The following is a 249-nucleotide window of genomic DNA, read 5'->3' on the forward strand; positions in this document are numbered from 1 at the left end:
CATCACAGATGAACTCTTTCAGGGTGCTGCCCTTCAATGCGGGGCGGTGTTCGGATAAGCACTGAACGGTGAGGAACGGCATTTTTGACGTGTTCTATGCCGAAAAACACCGTCCTCAACGGTTGTTTGAGCGAGATTGAGTCAGGGTTTGTGGGGCGAGAAGCAACACCTGTGTCGTTGATGAAGCTCAGTATCCAGCTCCATCTTGCTGTCCTATCGCTTTCGAATCCTGTTTGTGGTCTCGAACTG

General features: G+C 51.0%; 1 pseudogene. It reads left to right on the forward strand.

From position 1 onward, the window contains the following. Positions 1–96: 96 nt before the first annotated feature. Positions 97–249: pseudogene (locus SM755_RS24020) on the forward strand (IS6 family transposase); the annotation flags it as partial.

It is taken from the genome of Natrialba sp. PRR66, assembly GCF_034808065.1.
GTDB classification, from domain to species: domain Archaea; phylum Halobacteriota; class Halobacteria; order Halobacteriales; family Natrialbaceae; genus Natrialba; species Natrialba aegyptia.